At 46.5% G+C, this 16,877-nt stretch carries 14 protein-coding genes; 12 read left to right on the forward strand and 2 right to left on the reverse strand.

Annotation, left to right across the window (positions count from 1 at the left end; translation table 11 throughout):
* Positions 1-158: 158 nt before the first annotated feature.
* Entirely contained in the window at positions 159-527 is a 369-nt protein-coding gene (locus tag A1359_RS13315) for a hypothetical protein (RefSeq protein ID WP_066983745.1), read from the forward strand.
* Positions 528-637: 110 nt separating this feature from the next.
* Here the strand turns inward: A1359_RS13315 and xdp1 are convergent, their stop codons facing one another.
* Together xdp1 and prsT are read right to left on the reverse strand one after the other, a co-directional pair.
* Positions 638-1,498: an exosortase-dependent surface protein XDP1 gene (gene xdp1 / locus A1359_RS13320; protein ID WP_066983749.1), complete on the reverse strand. Its 861-nt coding sequence runs from the start codon at positions 1,496-1,498 to the stop codon at positions 638-640.
* Between the two features lie 232 nt (positions 1,499-1,730).
* Positions 1,731-4,547, reverse strand: a complete 2,817-nt coding sequence (gene prsT / locus A1359_RS13325; protein ID WP_232322234.1) for an XrtA/PEP-CTERM system TPR-repeat protein PrsT — start codon at positions 4,545-4,547, stop codon at positions 1,731-1,733.
* Positions 4,548-4,747: 200 nt separating this feature from the next.
* On the opposite strand from prsT, the gene parC reads away from it, so the two are divergent.
* From parC to A1359_RS13380, 11 genes are all read left to right on the forward strand, one after another.
* The gene (gene parC / locus A1359_RS13330) at positions 4,748-6,979 is read left to right on the forward strand and encodes a DNA topoisomerase IV subunit A (RefSeq protein ID WP_066983881.1); all 2,232 of its coding nucleotides are present in this window, start codon (positions 4,748-4,750) and stop codon (positions 6,977-6,979) included.
* A 205-nt stretch (positions 6,980-7,184) separates the two neighbouring features.
* Positions 7,185-8,342, forward strand: a complete 1,158-nt coding sequence (locus A1359_RS13335; protein WP_066983755.1) for an MlaE family ABC transporter permease — start codon at positions 7,185-7,187, stop codon at positions 8,340-8,342.
* Positions 8,343-8,360: 18 nt separating this feature from the next.
* Positions 8,361-9,143: an ABC transporter ATP-binding protein gene (locus A1359_RS13340; RefSeq protein ID WP_066983758.1), complete on the forward strand. Its 783-nt coding sequence runs from the start codon at positions 8,361-8,363 to the stop codon at positions 9,141-9,143.
* Positions 9,144-9,145: 2 nt separating this feature from the next.
* A complete protein-coding gene (locus tag A1359_RS13345) occupies positions 9,146-10,180 on the forward strand; it encodes an MlaD family protein (RefSeq protein WP_066983761.1) in 1,035 nt (344 codons plus the stop codon).
* Between the two features lies 1 nt (position 10,181).
* Positions 10,182-10,784, forward strand: coding sequence for a PqiC family protein (locus A1359_RS13350; RefSeq protein WP_066983764.1), 603 nt, complete (start codon positions 10,182-10,184; stop codon positions 10,782-10,784).
* Positions 10,785-10,899: 115 nt separating this feature from the next.
* Complete coding sequence (gene dusA, locus A1359_RS13355; protein ID WP_066983768.1) at positions 10,900-11,871, forward strand: tRNA dihydrouridine(20/20a) synthase DusA; 972 nt, start codon at positions 10,900-10,902, stop codon at positions 11,869-11,871.
* Between the two features lie 43 nt (positions 11,872-11,914).
* Positions 11,915-12,460 (forward strand): GTP cyclohydrolase I FolE, encoded by a 546-nt coding sequence (folE, locus tag A1359_RS13360; protein ID WP_066983771.1) that lies wholly within the window; start codon positions 11,915-11,917, stop codon positions 12,458-12,460.
* 9 nt (positions 12,461-12,469) lie between these two features.
* Complete coding sequence (hemH, locus tag A1359_RS13365; protein WP_066983774.1) at positions 12,470-13,447, forward strand: ferrochelatase; 978 nt, start codon at positions 12,470-12,472, stop codon at positions 13,445-13,447.
* Positions 13,448-13,474: 27 nt separating this feature from the next.
* Positions 13,475-15,073 (forward strand): MutS-related protein, encoded by a 1,599-nt coding sequence (locus tag A1359_RS13370; RefSeq protein WP_066983775.1) that lies wholly within the window; start codon positions 13,475-13,477, stop codon positions 15,071-15,073.
* Complete coding sequence (gene purT / locus A1359_RS13375; RefSeq protein ID WP_066983780.1) at positions 15,070-16,272, forward strand: formate-dependent phosphoribosylglycinamide formyltransferase; 1,203 nt, start codon at positions 15,070-15,072, stop codon at positions 16,270-16,272. The genes A1359_RS13370 and purT overlap by 4 nt, the downstream gene beginning before the upstream one ends.
* Before the next feature lie 22 nt (positions 16,273-16,294).
* Positions 16,295-16,876, forward strand: coding sequence for a lytic transglycosylase domain-containing protein (locus A1359_RS13380; RefSeq protein WP_066983783.1), 582 nt, complete (start codon positions 16,295-16,297; stop codon positions 16,874-16,876).
* Position 16,877 lies beyond the last annotated feature (1 nt).

Below are 16,877 nucleotides of genomic sequence, written 5' to 3' on the forward strand. Positions count from 1 at the left end.
TTTAGGATGGTTGCGCTGAGCTTATCCACTCCGCTTAGTTTTTATCCAGGTATGCAGTTTGTTGAGGCCATATTGGTTGCTTGGCTTGCTCTGGGCAATCGTGATAATAAAAACCAATTCTCGCCTCCAAAACCACCGAAAATCGCCAAAACATCATTATGAAGCTAAATAAACTATTGATCCTGGGATTGGCCTTAATCCTAGCTGGCTGCGGACATGGGTTCGAAGGTGAATACACCGAACAAGTCGGCTCGTCGGTCGAATTCCTCAACGCGTTTGCTCAGGTAGCAGGCGAAAAAACTGTAGTTATCGGCCCTGATTACATCGATTCAGACGGACTTAGGACTGAATACAAAGATATTTTCGTACGCGATTCGGGTAGTCAGAAATATCTGATTTTACAAAAACCGGATAATAGTGAAGAAGCCTGGAAGATTGAAGACAACGATACGTTGATTCGTGGTGGTGGCTTGGTGTCAATTACTTTGCAACGAATACAGCCGAAAAAGCGCGAAGCTTATGATTAGTTTCGGCGCGCCCTGCGGATTTCAGGGTTGTTTTTGGTAAGATTTGGGTATAAAAAACCGTCTTTCCAGTTTTGGGAAAGACGGTTTTTAATTTGAAAAAATCGTTTATTTTAAGCAGCTAAAGCTTCGTTGGATTCAGCTTGTGCTTTGCTGTAACGGTTTAAGCGCCAGCCAAGTAGCCCGCCAGTGAATAATAATAGGCTGGAAGGTTCGGGCACGCTGCCGGTGTTACCACTACCGCCACCTACGGTACCGGTTAGTCCGGAGATTTTAAAGAAGTCATCACCAAAATCTAAAGAACCGTTTGAATCCGGTACGCATACGTAGCTATTGCTGCTATTGGCATTAGCGCAGCTGGTGTAGGCGCTAACCAGCCAGTAGCTTGAGGAAACATTGCTTGCATTGATGCTGGCGGTTGGATTTGAGGGATGATCCAATTCCGAGTAGTTACCTATAAGTTGCCAGCCAGAGCTTAAAAGTTGGGTAAATGTTTTGCCTAGGATACTTGCGGGGCCGCCACTGCCAGTATAGGCTAATACTGATATATCGGCATCATAGTCTGGGTTGGTCCCATCCCAGCCAATTGACAGTGAGGTCAAGCTTACGCTTTGGTCAAAAGCGAATATGGCTGCGTCGACATCTCCGCCGGGACCCTCATCGCTTGTGGTATTGGCGCCGCCGTCATTATCGAATGCATGGTGAGGAGAGCTGCCAAAGGAACCGTCTTCCTGGCTCTGAACGCCTATGCCACCGCTCCAGGAGCCAAGTGTTCCTGTTTCAAACTTGTCTCCAGACGAGTCCAGAGTGGTCGAAAAAGCACTTACGCTGACCGATCCCGCACCAGAAGAGCCGCTAAAGGTATGTTGTGAGCCATAATTCTGCCCACTTCCGGTAAAACTCCAGCTTAATGTAGCATTTGCGGACAAAGGTGTCAGCATAGCTGCTATGAAAAACAAATCTGACTTTTTCATGACAATTCCTTAACTTTATTTTTGAAACTAAGCTTATTTGCGTTCTATCTTGTGTGTTCTAACGATTGTTTGTTATTGTACAAAAGTGCAGGACTTAGATAGTAAAAATATTAGCACTTATCATGCCTGTTATTGTTATTTATGTTGATTCATAATCTTATATTAATTTTATCTTTGCCCAAACACGTTCAATTGGGGAAAGTGTAAAAAAATCCGACAGCTTTGTAGTCAATTACTGACTCAGTTTTTCCGATAAAGCCTTGGCTTGCTCAATGCCGTTAAATGAAAGATTCGAATTCAACGCTTGTTCAAGTTCTTGCTTCGCCTCGTCTTTTCGGCCTAGCTTGTCCAACGCCACCGCAATGTGGTAACGAATTTCCGGATTCTGTGACTCACGTGAATGCGCGCTACGCAGGTAATGTAAGCCTTCATCCACTTTACCGGTATTAACCAGAATCCAGCCTAGAGTGTCGTTGCTGGAGGCTTGTTCCGGGGCCAATTGTTGGGCTTTTTCCGCATAAGATGAGGCTTTGCTGTCGCCGCTAGAGAAGTAAATATAAGCCAGATTATTCAAAAACTGTGCTTCGTTAGGATATTGAGTTAATAAAAATTCATAATGCTTTTGGGCTTCCTTGAGCTTACCTTGTTGCAGTAGTTCCTCGGCCAATGCAGCTATTGGAACCAGATCTTTGGGGTGTTTCTTGGTCCATTCAGCCAATAAATCGAACGCTTTTTGGTTTTGTCCGGTTTGATTAAGGCTTTGATACAGTTTCATCAATAAAGCGGTATCGGGTTCTAAATCAAAGGCGGTTTGGTATCGGGTGGCCGCCAGACTGAAATTTTTATCTTGTGCGGCAATATCGCCCAATAAGCGGTTCGGAAAGCCGCTTTGGGGGTATGCCTTGAGCAAGTTATTGGCACGGCTGAGGGCAAACACCGGTTTGCCGTGATAAAGCTCCATTTCTGTCAGGGCGATTTGGGCTGGGATGTGTTTTTCATCCGCCACTATGGCTTTTTTCAGGGTTTTGATGGCATCCGAGTAATCGCCGGCCTGAATTTGATAGCGCGCAACGTTGTAAAGTTTTTTGACATTCAAGCGAGCTTGGTCCGCCATGCGCCGATAAATACTCAGGGCTTTTTCACGATTATTGGAGGCTAGATAGCTACGTGCCAGGGCTTGCAAAAGCTGTGGGTTTTCTCTATCGATTAATTCTGCTGCTTCACCTATGCTGAGAGCTTGCAGAGTACGACCGGTTTTGATGTTTAAGTCCATCTGAGCTAACAGCACCGGCATCGATTTTTGGTCGATTCTGCGGGCTTTTTCCAACCATTGATTAGCGCTGTCGTTGTTGCCGATGGCTTGGTCTACTGTCGACAATTCGATTAATACGGCCACGTTATCAGGGAATTTCTGATTAAGCGCTACTAATCGTTGTTTGGCTTTATCGATTTTTTTCTCGGCCACGTCGAGCTTACTCAGGTTGAGGTGGCCGGTGATAAAGGTCGGGTCGAGTTCTACAGCTTGTTCAAAACTTTGCCGAGCTTGCTTCAAGTTTTGCGTTGCCACTTGGGCGGTACCCAATAAATTCAACAGTGTAAGATTTTTCGACTGTTTTTTGTGCATAGCCTGGGCAATTCGCAAGGCATTTTGGCCTTCACCATTTCTAATATAAATTGCAACCAGCGGTATGCCGGCCTGGGTATTGCCGGGATTTTTTTGGATCGCAGCTTCCAGTTCCTGGATGGCAAGTGTTTCCTGGCCCATGGACAAGCGGTTGAGGCCGATTTCGGCGTGAATGTTTTCGCCGCCGTCTTCGCCGGCCGAGGCTTTTTCCAGTAGCGCGTTGGCTTTGTCGTGTTTGCCGACGTTCATATAGGCGGTGCCGAGCAGGAATAGCAGGCGATAGTCGTTCGGGTTGCTGGCAACCACTGGCCTAAGTAGGTCGATGACTGTTTCGGGTTCGTTTTTATTTAACAGTATCGACGCCAGTAACTTATACGGGCCTGGTTGACCTGGGTAGGACTTTACATATTGACGCAAGTATTCGGCGGCGAGGTCAAAGCGTTGCAAGCTGTAGTTGATCAAGCCGGACAGCATCAGGGTTTGGCTGTGTTGGACGAGGTATTCCGGTTTGACGGCAACGATGATGTCCGAGGCGGCTTCCAGCTCCTTGATGGAGGCTGCTTGTTGGCCGTTGCGAGCCAATAACACTGCATGCAGATAGGCTGCCTTGGGATCAAACGGGTAGTGTTTCCGTAAATAGGCTAAATCCTCGTCTGCACGCTGGTCTTGCTGCAAGTCCATCAGAACGCCGGCTCTGGCAATGCGTGCATCCTGATAATCAGGCAGTAGTGTTATGGCTTTGTCATAGTCTTTAATGGCATTTTCCAGGTCGCCCTGCACATGTTCGATGCTGCCTTTGACATACCAGTTACCGGGATTGTCGGGTTGCATGGCCATGGCTTTTTCGACTGCCTGCGTGGCACCGGCGAGATCGTTGCGGCGCAGCAAGGCGTTGGCCCGGCCTATCACGGCATCTACCCGGCTAGGGTCGATTTGTGCCGCTATGTCGTATTCATTTAGCGCTTCGCTGATTTGATTTAGCTGCAAATAAGCGTGGCCGCGAAAAACGTGTAAATCCGGCTGCAGCTGCCGGTTAAATTGGCTGGGTTGAATTTCCTTGAGCAACTGGTTGTATTTGATTTGGTATAGATACAGTTGCGCCAGTGCTTTAACGGTTAGCGATCTGTCTGCACCCAATTGGTTGGCTAGGTTGAGGTGCACCTCCGCTTCGGAAAGCGACTTTTTTTGTAAAAAGAGTTTGCCCAGCAGAATGTGCGCCGCAACATAATTAGGATTTTGCTGTAACGCGTTTCTCAATTCGATGATGGCAGCATCAAGGTCCTGTTTTTGGTATGCCACCAAGGCGTTTTCATAATATTTGCCGGCCAAGTTTTCATCGGCCAGGCCAGGTGATGGTAAGCTCAGAATGCTAGCCAACATCAGGCCGGATAAGACTTTTACGCTGCTTTTACGGTGCGGTTGCATAGGTATGATCTGTGCGAATTTGAGTGATGATTGCCATAGCATAACGGCAAAGCCCGTCAAAAAATAGTTTCTAGGTATTTCAGCTTAATAGACCAGTCAGCAAGCTTTCTGAGTCTGCCATGCTTTGATGCGGTATCATTTTAATGGAATTAAAACAGCTGGGCTTATGCCAGTTTCTATCATCCACTCATTTATTAAGCATGGGCATACAGGAAAACTTCGAACAACTCCCGCTAAAAGAATTTACCGAAAAAGCCTACCTGGATTATTCCATGTACGTGATTTTAGATCGGGCTTTGCCGCATATCGGCGACGGACTTAAACCCGTGCAGCGGCGTATCGTGTATGCGATGTCGGAACTGGGTCTGACTGCACTGGCCAAATATAAAAAATCGGCACGTACTGTCGGTGACGTGTTGGGTAAATACCATCCGCACGGCGATTCGGCTTGTTACGAAGCCATGGTGTTGATGGCGCAGAATTTTTCCTATCGTTATCCTTTGATCGACGGCCAAGGCAACTGGGGTTCGCCGGATGATCCAAAGTCGTTTGCCGCCATGCGTTATACCGAATCACGCTTAACGGCTTACGCGCAAACTTTGCTGTCGGAACTGGGGCAGGGCACGGTCGACTGGACGGATAATTTTGATGGCACCTTAAAAGAACCCAGTTTATTACCAGCTCGATTGCCGAATGTGCTGTTGAACGGCACCATGGGTATCGCGGTAGGTATGGCCACCGATATTCCACCGCATAATTTGCGCGAAGTGGCCCATGCCTGTCTGCAGTTATTGGATGAGCCGGAAACATCGCTGGAAGGTTTGCTGGCGCATGTCAAAGGACCGGATTATCCGACCGATGCCGAAATTATTACCTCAGCCGCCGATATTCAAAAGATGTATACCACCGGCAACGGCTCGGTAAAAATGCGCGCGAAATTTGAGGTGGAAGATGGCAGTATTGTGATTACTGCACTGCCGCATCAAGTGTCCGGTGCGAAATTGCTGGAACAAATCGCCGCCCAAATGCTGGCGAAAAAGCTGCCGATGATAGAAGATTTGCGCGACGAATCGGATCATGAAAATCCCACCCGTTTGCTGATTATCCCCAAAACCAAGCGTATTGATGTCGATGCGGTGATGTCGCATTTGTTTGCCACCACCGACCTGGAGAAAAACTACCGGGTCAACATGAATATGATAGGCTTAAACGGTAAGCCGCAGGTGAAGAATTTACGGCAGATTCTGACTGAATGGATCAGCTTTAGAACCGAAACCGTGCGCCGCCGTTTGCAATATCGCTTGGATAAAGTGTTGGCGCGATTGCATATTCTGGATGGCTTGCTGATTGCGTATCTAAATATCGATGAAGTGATTGCCATTATTCGCAGCGAAGATCATCCCAAACCGGTATTAATGGAACGTTTCGGTTTGAGCGATATTCAAGCGGAAGCCATTTTAGACTTGAAATTGCGCCACTTGGCCAAGCTTGAGGAAATGAAAATCCGCGGTGAGCAGGATGAGTTGGAACTGGAGCGGCAGGCTTTGGAAAAAACCCTGGGTTCCGAGCGATTGCTGAATCGCTTGATTCGCAAAGAGATTGAGCGTGATGCAGAGAAATACGGCGATGACCGCCGTTCGCCGATTGTTGAACGCGGTGCTTCGCAAGCCTTGAATACCACAGAATTGATTGCCAACGAACCTGTGACCATCATCTTGTCGCAAAAAGGCTGGATTCGTGCCGCCAAAGGCTATGATATTGAAGTGGAAACGCTGAATTATCGGGCCGGAGATGGGTATTTATCGGCGGCCAAAGGCCGTACTACGCAGCCAGCCTATGTGCTGGACTCTACCGGCCGAGTTTATAATATTGCTACGCATGATTTGCCGTCTGCACGTAGTCAGGGTGAGCCATTAACGGGGCGATTGAATCCACCGGCTGGTAGTCTGTTTACCGATGTGTTTTCCGGTCAGGCCGATGATTGGCTACTAATGGCGAGTAATGCCGGCTACGGTTTTCGTGTACAGTTAAAAGAATTGTTTAGTAAAAACAAGGCGGGTAAGGCGGTGTTGAGCTTACCGCAAGCTGCGAAAGTTTTGACGCCGACACCAATTTTGCACATGGATGATTTGCTGGCAGTAGCAACCTTGCAAGGTCGCTTGCTGATTTTTCCGGCGCAGGATTTACCGGAATTGACGAAAGGCAAAGGAAACAAGATTATGCAAATTCCTGCGGCTGATCTTGTATCTGGTAAGGATGCTGTGGTTGCGGTAACCGCATTGTCGCTGAGCAGTGAATTGAAAATCTTATCCGGCAAACGCCATGTTACGTTAAAAGCTATGGATATCGCGCAATACAGAGGTCAGCGAGCCAATCGAGGTACAGCGCTTCCGAGAGGATTTCAGAAAGTGGATGGATTGGAAAGTGTCTAAACATAGACAAAGATTTTTAGTGCAACAAATTCCCTGGGCATGTGGTCGTCCAGGGACGGTTTTGCTGACAGCTTTAGTTTTTAGCTGATTTTAGGCGTCATTCTATTGAAGCTTCAAATTAATCAATGTTCTGTTTTTGCTGTTATTTCCATTTTGGTGCGGTTAACATGAAAAAACCTCAAAATTTAAGGGCTAATCATAAAATATGAGTGAGAGCAACAGTGCATCGCAAGCAGACCTAGTAGGCCATATAGCCGTTCAAGCTAATGACAGCACTACTTTGTCGCTTGAATTCAGTGGGCACTGGCTGCGTAGTGCTCGTATCCGGCCGGTGGAACAAGTGCTGGCGGAATTAAACGGTCAGTCATTGCAAAGCATAGTTGCTAAGTCAAATGATCTGCAGGCTTGGGATAGTCGCTTACCCAGTTATTTATTGAAAATAGCCGAGTACTGCGATGGTAAGCAAATCCAGTTAGATACCAGCAATTTACCCGACGGTGTGCAAAGTCTGTTGAATTTGGCTAGAGCTGTGCCTGAGCGAACGGGTGCTCGCCGCAGTCAATCGCAATCATCTGTATTGATGAATATAGGTAATAGTGTTGTCAATTTGGTTAAAGACTCACAGGGTTTAATGGTCTTTATCGGCGAAATGATTTTGGCTAGCTGGACTTTAATGCGTGGTCAAGCCCGTTTTCGGATGGTTGATCTATTTATTTTTATTCAAGATGTCGGCCCCAGCGGCTTTCCGATTGTCTCCTTGATTAGTTTGTTGGTTGGGCTGATTTTGGCTTTTGTCGGTGCTTTACAGTTGGCTATGTTTGGGGCTCAGATATATATTGCCGATCTGGTGGCGCTAGGCACAGTCCGGGAGATGGGGCCGTTAATGACCGCCATTATTATGTCGGGACGCACCGGTGCTGCCTATGCCGCTCAATTGGGCACCATGAACGTTAATAGCGAGATCGACGCTTTGCGAACCATGGGTATTTCGCCGATGGAGTTTTTGGTGATGCCCAGGATGATAGCGTTGATTTTAATGATGCCCTTGTTGACGATGTATGCTGATTTCATGGGTATTTTAGGCGGTGCTTTGGTAAGTATTAGTGCCTTCGATATATCGCTGACTCAGTATTACAACGAAATTACCAAAGCGGTCGATCTGACGGACTTCATGGTTGGTTTTTTCAAGAGTGTGGTGTTTGCAGTGTTAATTGCTATTGCTGGTTGCAGACGGGGGATGGCTTGCGGTCAAAGCGCTTCGGCCGTTGGTGATGCAGCGACTGCTGCGGTTGTGGATAGTATTGTCTATCTCGTGGTATCGGATTCTGTGCTTACCCTGATTTGTAACCGACTGCATATCTAACCGGGTTAAGATATTGTCATGAACACACCGCATATCACCGTGCAAGACTTGACCATGGCCTATGGATCTTTTGTTATCCAACGCGACCTGAACTTTACTATCGATCATGGTGATGTGTTTATCATCATGGGAGGCAGTGGCTGCGGAAAAAGCACCTTGTTACGACATTTGATCGGCCTGAAGAGTCCTGCTAAAGGCAATGTATTTTATGATCAGCTAAGTTTTTGGCAGGCCGAAGAAGAGCAACGTATCCAGGTCATGCGCCGCATAGGGGTTTTGTATCAAAGTGGGGCGCTGTTCAGCTCTTTGACGCTGGCAGAAAATATCGCTCTGCCGTTGGGTGAATTTACCGATTTGAATGCAAAGGATATCGCCGACATCGTCGCTTATAAACTGGCATTGGTCGGGTTGGCGGGTTTTGAGGATTACTATCCGGCAGAAATCAGTGGCGGTATGCAAAAACGGGCGGGTCTGGCCAGAGCCATGGCATTGGATCCGGAAATCCTTTTTTTCGATGAGCCGTCTGCTGGTCTCGATCCAGTGAGTGCCCGCTTACTGGATGATCTTATCATTAGTCTTTGTGCGACCCTGGGTACCACCATTGTGGTTGTGACCCATGAATTGGCCAGTATTTTTGCCATTGGTACCAACTCAGTATTTCTCGATTCGGAAAGTAAAACCATGCTGGCTACCGGCAATCCGAAACAACTTTTGGCCGAATCGAATGATCCCAGAATCATCCAGTTTTTGACACGAGGCGAAGGCCGCGCGGACAAACCCAATGTAACAGGAGTGATATAACAATGAGTAAACCCGTTAATCCAGCGGTTATTGGTGGTTTCAGCCTGGGCGCGTTGACGTTGCTGGTGGTTGCATTGCTAATATTTGGCGTGGGCGATGACCTTAAGGCGGATAAAGTTCAGTATGTTGTGTTTTTCGATTCTTCCTTAAACGGCCTTGATGTTGGGGCGCCTGTGAAAATGCAGGGTGTCAAAATCGGTCAAGTGAAAGAAATTTCTTTGCAGCTGGATAGAAAGGAGGGCAAGCTTTTTAAGCCGGTGGTTTTGGAAATCGATCGCAGTAGCATCACTGGGTCAAGTGGTGCTCCATTGCCAGATCCGAGTGACTTTGAGCAGCTAGAAAAAAATCGGGATAGATTGGTTGAATTGGGCATGCGCGCCAGGCTGGAAACTCAAAGTTTGTTGACCGGCTTGTTATATGTGGATCTAAGCTTTTATCCAGACAAGCCGCCGGTTTATGCGGGTTTGGAATATAAGGATTTACTGGAAATTCCTGGTGTACCGACGACTGTCGATGAATTGAAGAATACAGCCGAAGAAGTGGCGCAAAAATTACGCGCCATGCCATTGGATCAAATTGTAGGAGACTTGGCCGACAGTTTGCGTGAAATTAAAGACCTTTTGCGTTCGGAAGACGTTAAAAGATCACGTGCAGCACTGGCCGACAGCTTGGAAGGTCTCGACAAAACAACCAAAATATTGAATAAAAACCTTGAGCCGATTTTGAGGAATGCCGACAAAACCATACTTAATACCAATTTACTGATAAAGGACACTCAAGCCATGGTGGCTGAGTTGGGTAAACAGTTGCCACCGTTAATTTCCAACACCGATAAAACTCTAAATGCTGCAACTGCTGCGATGAAAAGGGCAGAAGATTCACTGCAATATGTTGATGATGCAATAGGGCCGGAGTCTACATTGAGCGATACTTTGGAGGCTGTGAAACAGGCCGCCCGTGCCGTTCGCGATTTGGGAGACTATCTGGAGCGTCATCCGGAGTCTTTGTTGTCCGGAAAGAATCATTCAGAGAATTAACATGAAATTATCCCCGTTTGTTTTACGTAGTTTGCTGATTTTATCGTTGTTATTGCAAGTGGCTTGTTTGGGTACCACGCCGCCTTCACAATTTTATTTGCTAGAGCCATTGGCTGAAACCGATGCGATGCTAGCAAATGCGAATGCTGCCAAAATAACCTTGGCGTTATCGCCGGTGCGGATTCCTCATTATCTGGAACGTCCGCAAATTGTCACAGCTGCCGGCAAAAACACCTATCAACTGGATGAATTCCATCGCTGGGCCGAAAATCTGGGCGACAATATGACGCGAGTCATGTTGCAGGATTTAACCGTCATAGTGCCTGCAGATGTCGTGATGTCGACGACAAATAGAGCCAAGCAAGCTGAATTTCACTTGTCTGTCAATATTTTGGAATTTTACATTGATCCGCAAGGCCAAGCCCAACTAAACGCACAATGGCAAGTCAGCAAAGGTAAGGATGTTGTTTTGAGCCAAAATACGGCCTATCAGGTGCCGGCTGGCAATGAAGATGTACAAAGTAAAATCGAAGCGCTAAACCAATGTTTAAATTTTCTCAATCAGGATATTGCTACGGCAATCAAGGCTATATCAGTGCATTGATTTAGCTTTAGCCATCGATAGCTTTCAAACTGGCTGAATAAATCCGTTTGGATGAAGTCAGTGTTTGCAAGTCTGATCGGCAATTTTTAGCGCAACAAATAATCACTCAAGTTTAATGGAAAACAAAATCAATCGGCGTTTTTGCGTTGCCCCGATGCTGGATTGGACGGATAGGCATTGTCGATATTTTTACCGATTATTATCTAGGCATGCAGTGCTATACACAGAAATGGTCACCACAGGGGCGATTTTACACGGCAACTCAGAACGGCATTTGCAGTTTAATCAAGCAGAGCATCCTGTCGCTTTACAGTTGGGTGGTAGCAATCCGCCGGATTTGGCTTTATGTGCCAAAATTGCTGAAGACTATGGTTATGATGAGGTTAATTTGAACATCGGTTGCCCCAGCGATAGGGTGCAGAATGGTCGATTTGGTGCCTGTTTGATGGCAGAACCCGCATTGGTGGCTGAGTGTGTGGCGGCGATGCGGCAGGCGGTGTCGATTCCGGTGACAGTAAAATCCCGTATTGGGATTGATGATCGTGATTCTTATGCCGAGTTAACACAGTTTGTGGGTGATGTTGCAGCCAGCGGCTGTGAGACTTTTATCATTCACGCCCGTAAAGCCTGGCTGTCAGGCTTGTCGCCCAAACAAAACAGACATATTCCGCCTTTGCGTTATGATGTGGTTCTTCAGCTTAAGCAGGATTTTCCGCAGCTGGAAATCATAATTAATGGTGGTATCGATACTCTGGATACCTGTTTAACATTACTAAACACCGTTGATGGTGTCATGCTCGGCCGAGAGATTTATCACAATCCTTACCTTCTCAGTGAGGTAGATAATCGTTTATTTGGCGATCACTTTCCACTGAAAACGCGGCAGGAATTGATACTGGCTTTGATTCCCTATGTGCAACAGCAGTTACAGCAAGGTGTACGCTTGAATACTATGGCTCGCCATTTGCTGGGATTGTTTCATGGCGTGGATGGTGCGCGAGCCTGGCGCCGGCATATCAGCGAAAATGCCAACAAACAAGGCGCCGATGAACAGGTATTGTTGCGCGCCTTAGAATTTACAGTTTGATACTGTATACTCGGAACATTTTTTACGCAGGGTTGGGTTGGTGATGGAAGAATATTTCTCCAAAATTATTCAGGCAATCGGTGAAGATGTAAATCGTGAAGGTTTACGTGACACGCCGAAACGGGCTGCAAAAGCCTTTAAATTTCTTAATAATGGTTACGAAAAAAGCCTGGATGAAGTGCTAAATGGCGCGATTTTTCAGGCCGACACCGAAGATATGGTGATCGTCAAGGATATCGAACTGTATTCCTTGTGTGAACATCATCTATTACCTTTTATTGGTAAATGTCACATCGGTTATTTGCCACAAGGTAAGGTGCTGGGTTTATCCAAGTTGGCGCGAATTGTGGATATGTACGGACGTCGCTTACAGATTCAGGAGCAATTGACTCGCCAAATTGCCACTGCCGTGCAAACTGCCGTTAATGCGCGCGGGGTAGCCGTTGTCATTGAAGCCAAGCATTTATGCATGATGATGCGAGGCGTGGAAAAACAGAATTCGGTGATGACCACATCAGTGATGACCGGTATTTTTCGCGAAGAAATCAGTACCCGTTCTGAGTTTTTGAATCTAATCAATCGTAGATAATAATCGGCCATGTTTGAGAACCTGGAAAAGAAAACCGGCGTATTGCTGGTTAATTTGGGCTCACCTGCTAGCACAAGTACCCGTGATGTCAGAGCCTTTTTGCGCGAGTTCTTGGGTGATCCGCGGGTGGTGAATCTCCCGCGTCCATTATGGTGGATGATCTTGAATTTGTTTGTGCTGCCGTTTCGGCCAAAAAAATCCGCGCATGCTTATAAAACTATTTGGACCGATAAGGGCTCGCCGCTGATCGTATTGACTCAGCAATTAACCGAAAAGCTGGCTAAACGTTATGCCAGTGAGCAATTGTTGATCGATTGTGCCATGCGTTATGGTAAGCCGGCTTTGCGGGAAAAATTGCAAGATTTTAAAAAACAGGGTGTAGAAGATATTATTATCCTGCCGCTGTATCCGCAGTATTCGTCTACGACAACCGCTTCTATTTTTGATGTAGTGGCTGATGAGTTTATCAGTTGGCGGCACATGCCGTCACTGCGATTTGTCAGTGATTATTATCAGAGCCCAACCTATATCAAAGCGCTGGCGGACTCGATTCGAGCGCATTGGCAAACGCATGGACAGGCCGCGTTATTGCTAATGTCATTTCACGGTTTGCCGGCAAAATTGACGGAATGGGGCGATCCTTACTTTTATCACTGTCAAGCCACGGCTCGTTTACTGGCAGACGAGTTGCAATTAAACGATACCCAATGGCGGTTAGTGTTTCAATCTCGCTTTGGTAAAGCCGAATGGCTGAAACCTTATTGTGTTGAGGTGTTACAGGATTTACCAAAACAGGATATCAAGCAAATTGATCTGGTGTGTCCGGGCTTTGGGGTGGATTGTCTGGAAACCCTGGAAGAAATTGCCATCACCAATAAAGAAATTTTCATGGAAGCAGGCGGTAAGAGTTATCGGTATATTCCTGCCTTGAATGATGATGATGCCCATGTCGAGCTAATGGCTGAATTAATAAAATCCGCCCGTTAAGCGGAATAAAAAAACCGGGGAGGCAACATGCAACAAAATATTTTACAAAGCTGGGCAGATGATGAATGGCCAGTGATTCGAAAAAGTAAGCCGTTACCAACCGGGGAAGGCGTATTGGATCAAGGGGCTTTTGATGCCATTGAAGTTGACGAACTATTCGATAACGTCAACTATGCCAACACAATCGCGGGTCAAACTGTACTGTATCGATCATTGACGCAGCCTTTGGATAATCTTGATGCTATCGCCGCCAAACAACAGGCTGTGCGAGAAATTCGGGATAATCCGGATGTGCGGGCGAATGTAGAAAACATAGTTTCCAGTGCAGTTACTGGTGAAAGTCGATTGTATTTGTTGTTGTTTGGTGAATTTCTGGGTGGTTTTGGTACGGCGCGCGAAGATAATCAAATTGAAGGATACGGCTATAAACAATATCGGCGCGGCATTAATGCTGTGTTGAATCTGGTTGGCGCCATTCAAAACTCGGGCACTCCGCAAAGTCCATATTTGCAAAGTGTGTTTAATAAAATTGCTAGCTTTGCGCAAAGCAATGATTACTCGCTGATGGTAGGGCCGGTTTATAACAGCGAAAAAGGTATCCAAAGCAAGGAAGAGCGCAAGAACTCGTTTTCACCAGCCACAATTTTCCGCCCAACCTTGTTTAAGCCCCTATTGATCGGTATGTTGCTGGCTGCTATTTGGGGGGTGGTGAAAATATTTCCTACTGATATGTTCCAGTTTTCCAAAGACGGCATTTCGGTAGCTTCAGTATTTTTCTTTCCTTTGATGTTTGCCTATATTCCGATAATTGGTGGTTATGATAAGGAAAATTGCATTATTCCACTACGTAATCGTTTCAAGAGCTCGCAGGCTTTAGGTGAATTGCTGGATGGTCTTGGGCAGCTTGATGAATTGCTGGCTTTTATAAAATATGCCGAGGCCTATGGCAGTGAAACAATTTTGCCGGACATGCAAGCAACCGATCACCACAGCATGAAGCTGGTTGGCGCGAAAAACCCAGTTTTGGGGCATAAAAATCCAGAGTATGTTGCTAACGATTTTGCCATGGAAGAGGATCGATTGATTTGTGTAACCGGGCCTAATAGCGGTGGTAAAACTGCATTTTGCAAAACCGTTACTCAAGTTCAATTACTGGCACAAATTGGTTGTTATGTGCCGGCTAAATCGGCCAAGCTCAGCGTGGCAGACAAGATTTTTTATCAAGCGCCCGAAATCAGTCATCTTGATGATGGAGAAGGCCGCTTCGGCACCGAACTGAAGCGCACCCGGGATATTTTCCTGGCAAGCACTGCAAAAAGCTTGCTGGTACTTGACGAAATGGCAGAAGGCACTACCTTTGAAGAGAAGATGCAGTCTTCGATTGACGTTTTAGACGGATTTTATCGTAAAGGAAATAGCACTATTTTGATTACTCATAACCATCAATTAGTGGATGTATTTGTCAAAAGAGGCACAACGACACCGAAGCAAGTTGAATTTGCCGACGACTTGCCTACCTTTAAATTGATACCCGGTATTTCAAGGGTCAGTCATGCCGATAGGGTGGCTAAAAAAATCGGCTTTTCTAAACAAGACATCGAAAATTATCTGACCAAATCAACATGAGAATAGGTACCCCTGGCAGTTTGACTGCTACTAAAGCGATGTTATTGGGTAGCGGTGAGCTAGGAAAAGAAGTCGCTATTTCACTGCAGCGTTTCGGGGTTGAGGTGATTGCTGTTGATCGGTATCCGCATGCGCCTGCCATGCAAGTGGCGCATCGCAGTCATGTCATTGATATGACTGATGCGGCAGCGGTAAAGTCACTGATTGCTGCTGAAAAACCTGATTTCATCGTACCGGAAATTGAAGCCATTGCTACTGCTGCCTTGGCTGAAATAGAAGCGGAAGGTGAAGTGAAAATAGTACCTAATGCCAGAGCTATTCAATTGACCATGAATCGGGAAGGAATTCGACAAATGGCTGCTGAAGAATTGGGTTTACCTACTTCGAAATATGCTTTTGCCGAGACGTTTGAACAATTACAGGCTGCTGTGGCGGATGGAATTGGTTATCCCTGTTTTATCAAGCCCACCATGTCTTCGTCCGGTAAGGGGCAGTCGATGGTGAAAAGTGCTGATGATTTGCAATCAGCTTGGGATTATGCCAAAGCGGGCGGTCGTACTGATACCGGTAAAGTTATTGTCGAAGCCAAAATCGAATTTGACTTTGAAATTACTTTGCTGACAGTGCGAGCCTTGAATGCCGAAGGACTGGTAGAAACGCATTTTTGCGAGCCGATTGGGCACGTGCAAGAAAATGGCGATTATCGGGAAAGTTGGCAGCCGCAAGCTATGTCAGAAAATGCTATTCAATTATCTCAGCAGATTGCCGCTAAAGTGACGGAGGCCTTGGGTGGCTTGGGATTATTCGGTGTCGAATTGTTCGTGCAAGGCGATCAGGTCTGGTTTAGTGAAGTCAGTCCGCGTCCGCACGATACCGGTATGGTGACCATGGTCAGTCAGCGTCAAACTGAATTTGATTTGCACGCGCGGGCAATTTTAGGTTTACCTGTTGATACGGCTTTACTTAAAGTCGCCGCTAGTGCAGTGATTCTGGGTGGCATCAATGCTAAAGCAGTGATGTTTCAGGGGTTGGAGCAGGCGTTAAATGTGGCTGAAACCGATGTACGCCTATTTGGTAAGCCAGAGGCTTTTGTCGCGCGTCGTATGGGGGTGGCGTTGGCTACTGCCGAATCTGTCGTCGAGGCCAGAGCGAAAGCGGTCAAGGCGGCAAGTCTGATTACGGTTTTAGAAGCGAGTTAAGACTATCGATAAGGAAATGTGGATGAAGCTGTTAAAAAATGCTGTTTTAATCATGTTGATAGGCATTTCTTCGTTTGCGTCTGCCGATATTTATAAACGTATTGGCGTAAATGGCCGAGTGTATTACACCGATCGTCCGGAAAAAGGGCTGGGGTATCGGTTAATCATCCGTACGCCACCTAAAACCTATACGCATGATTTAAAGTTCATGACGGGCAACAAGCTGAAATTTAAGGACATGGTTGCTAGAGCAGCCGTTAAGCATCAAATGGATCCGAAGTTGCTTCACGCAGTAATCCAGGCAGAGTCTGCTTATAATCCGCATGCCGTGTCATCAGCAGGTGCCGTGGGTTTGATGCAATTGATGCCGGATACTGCTCGCAGATACGGTGTGAATGATAGGCATGATGCCGAACAAAATATTGATGGTGGCACGCGATATCTGAAAGATTTGCTGGCCATGTTTAATTCCAATCTGAAATTGGCCGTGGCAGGGTATAACGCCGGAGAGGGTGCGGTGATGAAATATAATTACACTGTGCCACCGTATCGTGAAACCCAGAATTACGTTCAGCATGTACTCAAACTTTACGGGAAAAGTTGAA

The sequence above is a fragment of the Methylomonas lenta genome (genome assembly GCF_001644015.1).
Classification (GTDB): domain Bacteria; phylum Pseudomonadota; class Gammaproteobacteria; order Methylococcales; family Methylomonadaceae; genus Methylomonas; species Methylomonas lenta.

What these genes read in the sequence shown, in the direction of transcription:
- prsT (WP_232322234.1), bottom strand. Translation starts at nt 4,547, where the DNA reads ATGCAACCGCACCGTAAAAGCAGCGTAAAAGTCTTATCCGGCCTGATG.
- dusA (WP_066983768.1), top strand. Translation starts at nt 10,900, where the DNA reads ATGGAAAACAAAATCAATCGGCGTTTTTGCGTTGCCCCGATGCTGGAT.
- purT (WP_066983780.1), top strand. Translation starts at nt 15,070, where the DNA reads ATGAGAATAGGTACCCCTGGCAGTTTGACTGCTACTAAAGCGATGTTA.
- hemH (WP_066983774.1), top strand. Translation starts at nt 12,470, where the DNA reads ATGTTTGAGAACCTGGAAAAGAAAACCGGCGTATTGCTGGTTAATTTG.
- A1359_RS13350 (WP_066983764.1), top strand. Translation starts at nt 10,182, where the DNA reads ATGAAATTATCCCCGTTTGTTTTACGTAGTTTGCTGATTTTATCGTTG.
- xdp1 (WP_066983749.1), bottom strand. Translation starts at nt 1,498, where the DNA reads ATGAAAAAGTCAGATTTGTTTTTCATAGCAGCTATGCTGACACCTTTG.
- A1359_RS13335 (WP_066983755.1), top strand. Translation starts at nt 7,185, where the DNA reads ATGAGTGAGAGCAACAGTGCATCGCAAGCAGACCTAGTAGGCCATATA.
- A1359_RS13315 (WP_066983745.1), top strand. Translation starts at nt 159, where the DNA reads ATGAAGCTAAATAAACTATTGATCCTGGGATTGGCCTTAATCCTAGCT.
- parC (WP_066983881.1), top strand. Translation starts at nt 4,748, where the DNA reads ATGGGCATACAGGAAAACTTCGAACAACTCCCGCTAAAAGAATTTACC.
- A1359_RS13370 (WP_066983775.1), top strand. Translation starts at nt 13,475, where the DNA reads ATGCAACAAAATATTTTACAAAGCTGGGCAGATGATGAATGGCCAGTG.
- folE (WP_066983771.1), top strand. Translation starts at nt 11,915, where the DNA reads ATGGAAGAATATTTCTCCAAAATTATTCAGGCAATCGGTGAAGATGTA.
- A1359_RS13340 (WP_066983758.1), top strand. Translation starts at nt 8,361, where the DNA reads ATGAACACACCGCATATCACCGTGCAAGACTTGACCATGGCCTATGGA.
- A1359_RS13380 (WP_066983783.1), top strand. Translation starts at nt 16,295, where the DNA reads ATGAAGCTGTTAAAAAATGCTGTTTTAATCATGTTGATAGGCATTTCT.
- A1359_RS13345 (WP_066983761.1), top strand. Translation starts at nt 9,146, where the DNA reads ATGAGTAAACCCGTTAATCCAGCGGTTATTGGTGGTTTCAGCCTGGGC.